The organism is Flavobacterium geliluteum (assembly GCF_017948595.1).
In the GTDB taxonomy this organism is placed as follows: Bacteria; Bacteroidota; Bacteroidia; order Flavobacteriales; family Flavobacteriaceae; genus Flavobacterium; species Flavobacterium flavipigmentatum.
Map to the genome: position 1 here is coordinate 132,362 of NZ_JAGFBV010000003.1, position 10,549 is coordinate 142,910.

4 protein-coding genes are annotated in these 10,549 nt (G+C 31.5%); all 4 read left to right on the forward strand.

What is annotated here, in order from left to right; all coding sequences use genetic code 11:
* Positions 1 to 19: 19 nt before the first annotated feature.
* Complete coding sequence (locus tag J3495_RS03040; protein ID WP_210665094.1) at positions 20 to 283, forward strand: hypothetical protein; 264 nt, start codon at positions 20 to 22, stop codon at positions 281 to 283.
* Positions 284 to 468: 185 nt separating this feature from the next.
* Positions 469 to 2,394, forward strand: a complete 1,926-nt coding sequence (locus tag J3495_RS03045) for a tetratricopeptide repeat-containing sensor histidine kinase (protein ID WP_236025386.1) — start codon at positions 469 to 471, stop codon at positions 2,392 to 2,394.
* A gap of 408 nt (positions 2,395 to 2,802) precedes the next feature.
* Complete coding sequence (locus J3495_RS03050; protein WP_210665095.1) at positions 2,803 to 4,041, forward strand: Glu/Leu/Phe/Val dehydrogenase dimerization domain-containing protein; 1,239 nt, start codon at positions 2,803 to 2,805, stop codon at positions 4,039 to 4,041.
* Positions 4,042 to 4,813: 772 nt separating this feature from the next.
* Positions 4,814 to 10,414, forward strand: coding sequence for a non-ribosomal peptide synthetase (locus tag J3495_RS03055; protein ID WP_210665096.1), 5,601 nt, complete (start codon positions 4,814 to 4,816; stop codon positions 10,412 to 10,414).
* The last annotated feature ends 135 nt before the right edge of the window (positions 10,415 to 10,549 follow it).

Consider the following 10,549-nt stretch of genomic DNA (forward strand, 5'->3'; position numbering starts at 1 on the left):
CAATTAAAAAATTATTTTTATGAAAAGCAAATTATTTGTTTCAGGAGTGCTGATTTTTGTTTTATGGCTGACTTTTTCGTGTACAAATGATGATTATGAAATACCACAGGATAATTACGGAGAATTAAAAGCTGTACCAACAAACCAATTAAACAATTTCGATGAAAAAGCAAATATGCAGTACTTACAAGACACTGTATTGCCGAATGTAATTCAAGAGGAAAACGTTACGACCACTATATATGGTGATCCAAGTAATCCGAGGCCGCCCAGAAAAGATTAATTTTTTATTATTTATAAGAAGACTATTTGATTTATTTTTAAATTTAATAGTCTTTTTTATTCAAAAGACTATATTTGAATTATAAAATAATAATTAAACTATTGAAAACTATATTTAATTTTTTTTATTCATTTCTGGCGTTGCTAATTTTTTCATGCACAAAAACTCAATCAACTAATTCGGAATTGAGTAGAGGTATTTCATTTGTTAACGATTTAGATAATAATGCGAAAGAGAGGTATCTCGATTCTATAAATGCTTCATTAAAGTATCAAAAAAATGATTCAGTTATTAGAAATTTTTACTTTAAGATTTCTACAGAATTTTATAATAATAATAATTTTAAAAAATCATTATCGGCAAGTTTAATGGCACTTAAGCTATCAAAGGAGGTAGATGATAAAAAGGGAATTGCAAAAGCACTTTATTATGTTGGTGATAGTTATGTAAATGTAAAAAAAGATAGTTCTTATTTTTATTATTTGCAGGCAGAAAAATTGTACTACAAATTATCTGATTATGATAACACAGCAAGAATGTTATTCAATAAAGCTTATGTACTTTTTTATGATGGAAATTACACAGAATGTGAAGTTGAAATTTCTAAAGCTTTAAAGCTTTTAAAAGGCTCTAAAGATGAAAGATTAATTTATTCCTGCAATACCTTAATGGGAAATTGCCTAGAGAAGTTAGCAAATTATGATAAAGCATTATGGTATCACCAATTGGCTTTAAATACTTTCAAGACAATGAAGTCTACAGATATAGATCAAGATGAAATACTTAATTACGATGTAACATCTATTATCAACATCTGTAATCTCTATGATATAAAAGGTGAATATTCAAAATCTATCAAAAAATTAAGTGAATTACTCTCAAATAATTTGAAAGAAAAATCACCCAGATTATACGCAAATGTTCTCAGTAATTTGGCTTATTCAAAAATGAAAAGCGGACAATTTCATAATGTTTATGCAATGTTTTCCGAATCCTTAGAAATAGTAAAAAATAGTGGAAATGAATCTGATGTACTCTATAAAAAAATTCATATTGGCGAATATTTTTTAACTCAGCGAGATACTAGTAAAGCAATTCAAATTCTTAAAGAAGCAAAGCAATTGGCAATTAGAATTAAGAATAGCAATGAAATTTTAACTTCATTAAAACTACTTTCTGTTTTAGATAAAGACAATAGATTTTACTATGCAAATGAATATATAAAATTAAGCGATAGTATAAATATTGTTCAAAAAAATACGCATAATAAATATGCACGAATTGAATATGAAACTTCTAAGATTGAAGATGAAAATAGAATTTTAACTACAAAGAACCACTATATTATAATTATTTCATTTGGTGTGATTCTATTATTAGTTATTGTTTTTATTTTGAGATATTTTAAATTTAAAAATAGTGAAATCAGGTTTTTAAAGCTTCAGAAAAAGGCTAATGAGGAAATATATTTGTTGTTAACAGAACAGCATGAAAAAATTAACTCCGCCAAAGAAAATGAGAAAGCTAGAATAGCCAGAGAATTGCACGATGGGATAATGAACAAAATTTATAGTGTTCGTATGAATTTAGGTTTCTTTAATTCTAAGGTAGATAAACAAATCATCGAAAAGAGAAAAGAGTTTATATTCGAGTTACAAATTATAGAAAATGAAATTAGAACCATATCTCATGATTTAAGTAGAACTTCTTTTTTGGATGGTAATGATTTTAATAGTTTACTGATGAGCTTAATCGAAAATCAAAAAGAAATTAGTAAAACTAACTTCAGGTACATAACAGATTCAGATTTTGAGTGGGGAGACATTCAAAATATTTACAAAATAAATTTATATCGCATCGTTCAGGAAGCTATTTTAAATGTTAACAAATATGCCAATGCCAAAAGTTGTGAGATTAGTATCCAGAAGTACAGCGATAAATCTTTGACAATGAGTATTATAGATGACGGACAGGGCTTTGATGTTAAAACCAAAAAAAAGGGTATAGGATTAACTAACATGAGCGAGAGAACAGAGTCCATGGGAGGTGAATTCTATATAGAATCAAAAATAGGAATAGGTACAAGAATAGAAATTACGCTTCATTTCTAAATCCACAATTCACAAAATTTAAAAACTGCCCCTAAAAGCAAGAATTGCTTTTAGGGGCAACATACTATTCCCGCAAATTACGGATTTTAAATAATTGCATCTACAAATAAATGCAAGTCCGTAATTTTTATACACAAAGCCCGTAATTTTCAGATAAGTGTTCCTGTTATTTTCGTAAAAAAGTTAATACTTTAAGTTGAAAAATAATTTAAAAGAGGAATTAAATACCTTTTGTTTATCAATTTACTAAGCAGATTAAGAGATAACGGCGAATTCTAATCATGAATGTTTTAAATCAGATGTCAAATTAATAATATATAAAAGTACAGTTTAGTATGCTTGTATTTATTAATGAAAATAAATATAAGAACAACCAGAATTGCCCAATAAAATAATATTCAAGCTAAAATGAAAAAAGCATTAAATAACTTTGAAAGTAAAGAACCTTTGCTTGTTTTTAATTGGAAAGATTCTGAATCTGAAGCTGAGGGGTGGACAATTATCAATTCTCTTCGAGGTGATGCTGCGGGGGGCGGGACACAGATGAGAAAAGGGCTTAATATGAAAGAAGTTTTATATTCAGCTAAGATGATGGAGATGAAATTTTCAGTTTCTGGACCATCTATTGGCGGAGCTAAATCAGGAATTAACTTTGATCCAAATGATCCAAGAAAAAAAGAGGTACTTAAGCGTTGGTATAAAGTGATTTCTCCTTTATTGAAAAGTTATTATGGGACTTACGGTGATTTTAATGTTGATGATATTAATGAAGTTGTTCCTATTACAGAAGAATGTGGTATTTGGCATCCGCAAGAAGGTATCTCTAATGGACATTTCAAACATACAGAAGCAGATAAAATTAATAGGATTGGACAATTACGCCATGGTGTTTTAAAAATAATTGAGAATTCGAAATTTTCTCCTGATGTTAGTAGAAAGTATACTATTTCTGAAATGATTAATGGTTATGGAATCGCAGAAGCAATTCGACATTATTATACGCTGTATGGAGGAGAATTAAAAGGTAAAAAGGTTGTCATTCAGGGTTTTGGAAGTGTAGGCGCCGCAACATCATTTTATTTAACTAGCTTGGGTGCTAAGATTATAGGAGTTATTGATAGTGAAGGAGGCTTAATAAATGAGGAGGGGTTTTCTATAGAGGAAATTCGCTTATTATTTCTGACTAAAGACGCGAATAAATTTGTCAGTAAACATAAAATTCCTTTTGAAGTGATTAATGAGAAAATTTGGATGATAGGCGCAGAAATATTTGCGCCCTGTTCTACATCTGAGAAAATAACTCAAAATCAAGTTGAGCTTTTAGTTTTAAATGGACTAGAAATTATTTCCTGCGGTGTTAACATGCCTTTTGCAGATTCAGCTGTTTTTTATGGTCCAATTATGGAACATGTTGATAACAAAGTAAGCGTATTGCCCTATTTTATCTCAAACTGCGGCATGGCTCGACTTTTTGCTTACTTCATGCAAAAAGAAGTAAAAATGGATGATGAAACTATTTTTAATGATATTTCCCAGACCATAAAAGATGCTATAATGAAAGTTTATAGTTTAAATACTTCCAAAACAAATATTAGTGCACGCGCTTTTGAGATCGCATTAAAAAAACTTGACAAAATTAAGTCTTAAAAATGAGAACCTGTGGTTTTGCCGGCTTGGCAGATTTTGCCGGATTGCCTAACAAAACTAATTATATTCGAAGGTAGGTGCAAGTTTTATAATCCGCCATTGAGGATAGTTTTTTTTTGCTTTTTCTCATCGGAAAAACCAATCTATTTTGGCTAAATTCAGGCTGGGTAATCAGGCGTTAATGTTAAAACCAATCTTTTACCTGCTCCGAACTTCAGAAGTATTTACTTCTATGAATTGTTTGACATCCCTGAAAACAAATCCATTTGAAACGACTTCTATAGAATGCCCCAAAAGAAAGCGAACTGCAACTGAAAATATGTTTTTAGTATCCTAATTTCAAACTTATTAAAATCTAAAAAAGATCGTGCCTCAGCCTTCTAAAGGTAACTGAACTGAAACAGCATAAACATTCATTATTTAAACAAAATTTAGAGATGTTATTCTTTATAAGTTTTTAAAAGAAGATTTTAAAAAATAATAATAATGTATGTTGTTATTCGGTTCATGATTAATTTTTTGAGCGTTTTGAAAGTCCGTAATTTTTTTATGAAAATTCCGTAATTTTTAGATGAATGTTACTGCTATTTTGGTATAAAATTAATTGTGACTAAATGTTAAAAATTAATATTTTGATGGTTTAATATTTAGACTTTGTAGAAAATAGTTTAGAGTAGGAATGAAGAGTCTTGCATGATCCTTCAAAATGATTATTAAATAAAATTGTACAATAGAATACTGGTTGTGACCAGAAAACAGGAATGCTAAATTTATGGATAATACGGTGTCAAATAATATTAATTTGGTTTCAAAATATTGGAAGAAAAAGATATTAAATAGAGAGGAAGTTCTTGGGGGGCTTCAGAAACAAAATAGTCTGCCTTGTGCTACTGTTAATGCCAATGAGCTAATTTATTTCAATAGTCTTACCAATAAAAACCCAATAGCTCAATATACTGTTATAAGTGCTATTTATTCTTTTTTGTTAAAGAAACTGATTAATGAATTTGACGGTTTTGTCGTATCTAATTTTAAAGATAAAAATAATTCCCTGCTTTTATCATATTCCATAGATTTAAAAACATCGTTTAAAGAATATCTACATCAGATCAAATTTGAAATTTTAGAGACATTAAAACATTCTGATTACAATACTGATATTATTTCTAAAAAAACAGGTGTTGCAGATTTAAGTATTTTCTCCAATTATAGTATAAATATCAATTCCGAATCGAAGCTATATTGTAATGGTCTTTTGTTTGATATAAAAATAAATGAGGGAGGTGATATAGAAATTCACGCTTCTTATTTGGAAGGTTTTGTGAAAAAAGCAATAGTAGAACGTTTGATTCAGTGTTTTAAATGTTTTATAATTAGTTTAGAAAGCAATATAACATTTAATTTATGTGAATATCCATTGCTTTCTGAAAAAGAGAAACACCAATTATTGGTAAATTTTAATGATACCGATGCAGCTTATCCGAAAAATAAAACGATAGTGGATTTATTTGAAGAACAAGTTGAAAATACTCCAAATAATATTGCTGTTTTATTTGAAGAGACTAAATTAACGTATAAAGAAGTAAACGAAAAGGCAAATCAGTTAGCTCATCATATTTCTTCCAAACATTCCATAAATAAAGGAGACATAATTGGTGTGTTGTTACCTAAATCTGATATTGGAATCATTTCAATATTGGCGATACTAAAGTTAGGTGCGGTTTATTTACCGATAGATACAAATTATCCTCAGGAAAGAATAGACTATTTAATAAAAGACAGCGGTTTAAAATTATTAATTAGCGACAGTATCGAATTAGGTATTGATAATTGTGAGACAATAGCTGTAAAATCAATAATTTTTGAAGACAATTGCAGCAATAATGTCAATACACCTATTTCATCCAAAGATTTAGCCTATGTAATTTATACATCTGGTTCCACCGGACAGCCTAAAGGGGTGATGGTTGAACATAGGAGTAATATAAACATGTCTTTGGATCAGATTAAGTCTTTTGGGATTAATAAAAATGACAAGATTATATGGTTTGCTTCAGTAGCTTTTGATGCATCCATATCTGAGATTATGATGAGTTTGTATAGTGGTGCTACATTATGCATTCCAACAGAAGAAATAATAAAAGACAAAGATCAGTTTATAAGTTTTTTAAAAGAGACAAAATCAACAGTAGTTACTTTTCCTCCAAGTTATTTAGGATTATTGTCTGAAAATGATATCTCTGGATTGAGATGTATAATTACTGCCGGAGAACCTGCTAATTCAACTAAAGCAATAGCTGTTGCAGCATCAGGAATTGATTATTATAATGCCTATGGACCTACAGAATGTGCTGTTTGTGTGTCAATTTATAAGGTAACCAAAGATGATTTTGAAAAGTCAGTCATTCCAATTGGCCGACCAATATCAAATACTCAAGTTTATATATTGGATGAAGCATTAAAGCCATTGCCGATTGGAGCAACAGGAAAGCTGTATGTTTCGGGTGCTGGTGTGGCTAGAGGTTATTTAAACAAGCCTGAGCTGACAGAAGAGAAATTTATTGCAAATCCTTTTATAGAAGGGGAGCGTATGTATGATACGGGAGATTTAGCGTGTTGGTTACCCGATGGGAATATTGAATTTTTAGGGAGAAAAGACCACCAAGTAAAACTCAGAGGATATAGAATTGAGCTGGGAGAAATAGAAAATACAATTTCGCAGTATTCAGAAGATTTAAAACAAGTAGCTGTTGAAGTAAGAGAAAACAACCAAGAGAAAGTATTGGCAGCCTATCTGGTATCGACGACAAACATAGATAAATCGGAATTGAGAAGCTTTCTGCAAGCGAAATTACCGGATTATATGGTTCCGGGTTTTTATATTGAATTAGAAAAATTGCCCGTAACCCCTAATGGAAAAATAGACAGGAACTCTTTGCCAAGTATTTCGGTAGAAGATATTGTAAGAAAAGAGTATATAGGACCAAGAAACAAAACAGAAGAAAATTTAGTTCTAATATGGCAGGAAGTATTAGGAATAGAGCCAATAGGGATAACCGATAATTTCTTTGAGTTAGGAGGACATAGTCTTATTATAGCTCAAATAATCAACCGCACCCGTAAGCAATTAGGAAAAACAGTATCTTTTAAAGTGTTTTTTGCCAATCCAACGATAGAAGGCCTGAGTAAGGAATTACAGGAGAAGGATTTTACAGCAATACTCAAAGCAACAGAAGCGGTATCTTATCCGTTGACACCTTCGCAAAGCAGACTTTGGATATTGAGCCAGTTGGAAGGCGGTTCACTGGCGTATAATATGCCAGCGGCGGTCAAACTAACAGGAGTTGTTGATGGGACTAAATTTGAAGAATCTTTTAAACGATTGATCGATCGTCATGAAATTTTTAGAACCTGCTTCAAAACAGATCTTTCAGGAGGTGTTCGACAATATATAATACCTGCAGAGCAGATCAACTTTAAGATAGCAGAGCAGGACTATAGTGCAAATGGAAATCAAGGAGAAAGCATTACAGCTTATTTACAAGAAGTAAATAATGAGCCTTTCGATTTAGAACAGGCACCACTTGTAAGAGCATCTTTAATCAAATTAAAAGAAGAAGAATATGTATTTTTCCTATCCCTTCATCATATTATTGGAGATGGATGGTCAGTAGAAGTATTGATATCAGAGGTTGTGAAAACCTACAATGCACTAACACTAGAGACAGAAATTGCTTTACCGGAATTAAACCTTCAATACAAAGACTATGCAGTATGGTTCAATGACGAAATACAGCAGGAGAAGTATCAGGCATCTGAGCATTACTGGCTTAAACAATTTGCAGGAGAGTTGCCGGTATTGGATCTGCCAAGTTTTAAAATCCGGCCGCTAATTCAGACTTATAATGGAGAAAATCTTACGCACAGATTTTCAAGAGTATTTTTAGAGAAATTAAAGAGATTCTCAAAAGAACAGGACCTTACCTTATTTATGAGTTTAATGGCGGGAATAAATGCTTTGCTGCATAGATATACAGGTCAGGACGACATTATAATAGGAACACCAATAGCTGGAAGAGAGCATCCGGATCTGGAGCATCAAATAGGCTTGTATCTCAATACGATTGCCATACGGACTCAATTGAAAAAAGAAACTAGTTTTTCTGATCTGGCAGCATCCCAAAAGGAGACTTTATTGGGAGCTTACGAATATCAAAATTATCCTTTTGATGTATTGGTGGGCAAGTTGAATTTAAAAAGAGATACGAGCCGTAACGCTTTATTTGATATTCTGGTGGTTTTACAAAACCAGAGACAGTTGAATAATCTTAATAATGAAGAACTAGCAAATTTTCAGGTAAGTGATTATGAGTTTTCCAGAAAAACATCGCAATTTGATATAAGTTTCACCTTTGCAGAAACAGAAGGGTTAGACCTGACCATTGAATACAATACAGACATTTATGATGCGTATTTGATAGAAAGAATGTTTACTCATTTTGAGAATCTTGTTACGGTAGCTCTGGAACATCCAGAAATGCCTATCGAGAAGATAGACTACCTCACCAAAGAAGAAGAGCAGCAGTTATTGGTTGGGTTTAATGATACAGCTATAGCTTATCCAAAAGATAAAACAATAATAGACTTATTTGAAGAGCAGGTCAGCAGCACACCAAATAATATTGCTGTTGTATTTGAAGAAATACAACTAACATATCAGCAGCTAAATGAAAAGGCAAACCAATTGTCTTTTTACTTAAGAGAACATTATGCTGTTGAACCGGATGATTTGATTGGTATAAAGCTCGATAGAAGCGAGAAGATGATCATCGTTATTCTGGGAATATTAAAATCGGGTGCGGCTTATGTGCCAATAGATGTTAATTATCCTAAGGAAAGAATCGCTTATATCGAGAAGGACAGCAATAGCAAGATTGTTATTGATGAAGAAGCTTTAGGTGTATTTACAGAAGTTCAGCAGAAATATCCGAAAGAGAATCCGGATAAAATAAACAAACCACAGGATTTAGCATATATAATTTATACATCAGGCACCACCGGGAATCCAAAAGGAGTTATGGTGGAGCACGGAAATGCAGCGGCACTGATTAATTGGTCAAAATTGGAATTTGATCAGTCAAAATTTGAAATCATGTATGCGGCAACATCATATTGTTTTGATTTATCAATATATGAGATGTTTTACACTTTAGCAATAGGGAAAAAGATTAGGGTTTTAAATAATGCTTTGGAAATAAAAGATCATATAAATGAGGATAGCAAAGTAGCATTAAATACGGTGCCTTCTGTAGTTAGAAATTTATTAGAAGATAAAATAGATTTAAAGAATGCAGCTTTTATTAATATGGCGGGAGAAATTGTGCCTCCTGATATTGTGGAAAAACTTCAAACAGAAAAAATAGAGGTCAGAAACTTATATGGACCATCAGAGGATACAACATATAGTACAAGTTATAAAGCACTCAAGCAAACCTATATCAACTTTCCAATTGGTAAACCGATATCCAATACACAGGTTTATATTTTAGATGCTGATTTTCATTTAGTTCCCGTTGGAGTAGTAGGAAAACTGTACCTATCGGGTGCTGGAATAGCGAGGGGGTATCTTGACAAACCAGAACTTACAAACGAGAGGTTTCTCTCGAATCCTTTTACAGCCGAAGAACGAATGTATGACACGGGAGATTTAGGCAGGTGGCTGCCGGACGGTAACATTGAATTTTTGGGAAGGAAAGACCATCAGGTTAAGATACGAGGGCACAGAATCGAGCTTGGTGAGATAGAGAATGCGATATTACAGTATTCAGACAATTTAAAGCAAGTAATTGTTGAGTCAAAAGAAGTGAATCAGGATAAAGTATTGATTGCCTATTTAGTATCGATTATAAGCGTGGATAAAACAGAACTAAAGAAATTTTTACAAGAAAAGCTGCCAGATTATATGGTTCCGGGTTTTTATCTAGAATTGGAAAAATTACCATTAACTCCAAATGGAAAGGTGGATAGAAAAGTTTTACCTAGTATATCCGGAGATGATATTATGAGAAAAGAGTATGTAGCTCCAAGGAATGAGGTTGAGAACAAGCTAGTTTTAATATGGCAAGAAGTTTTAGGAATTCAGAAAATAGGGGTAACAGATAGTTTATTTGAATTAGGAGGAAATAGTTTAAGTGCGACAAGATTAATTAGCCTTATACATAAAGAATTTGAAGTGAAAATTTCTATTAATGATTTGTTCAAAAATAGAACATTAGAAGATCAAGCTGTTTTAATTGAAAATATTCATGCAGCGTATGGTGTTGATGTTGATCAAGATAAAAGTAATGTTGAAATTGAAAAGTTTTATATATGATTTTTTATTGATGTTCTTTTAATTAATGAAATGTATTGTAAATCATAGAGTTACTTAATAGATAAAATATTGGGTTCCGAAATAAAAAAATTAGGACCAGGCAAAGAGAAACGGGTAATGAAGTGGAAAGAAGTA

Excerpts from the sequence above, each read along its gene's own strand:
- J3495_RS03055 (WP_210665096.1), top strand. The coding sequence starts at position 4,814 with ATGGATAATACGGTGTCAAATAATATTAATTTGGTTTCAAAATATTGG.
- J3495_RS03050 (WP_210665095.1), top strand. The coding sequence starts at position 2,803 with ATGAAAAAAGCATTAAATAACTTTGAAAGTAAAGAACCTTTGCTTGTT.
- J3495_RS03040 (WP_210665094.1), top strand. The coding sequence starts at position 20 with ATGAAAAGCAAATTATTTGTTTCAGGAGTGCTGATTTTTGTTTTATGG.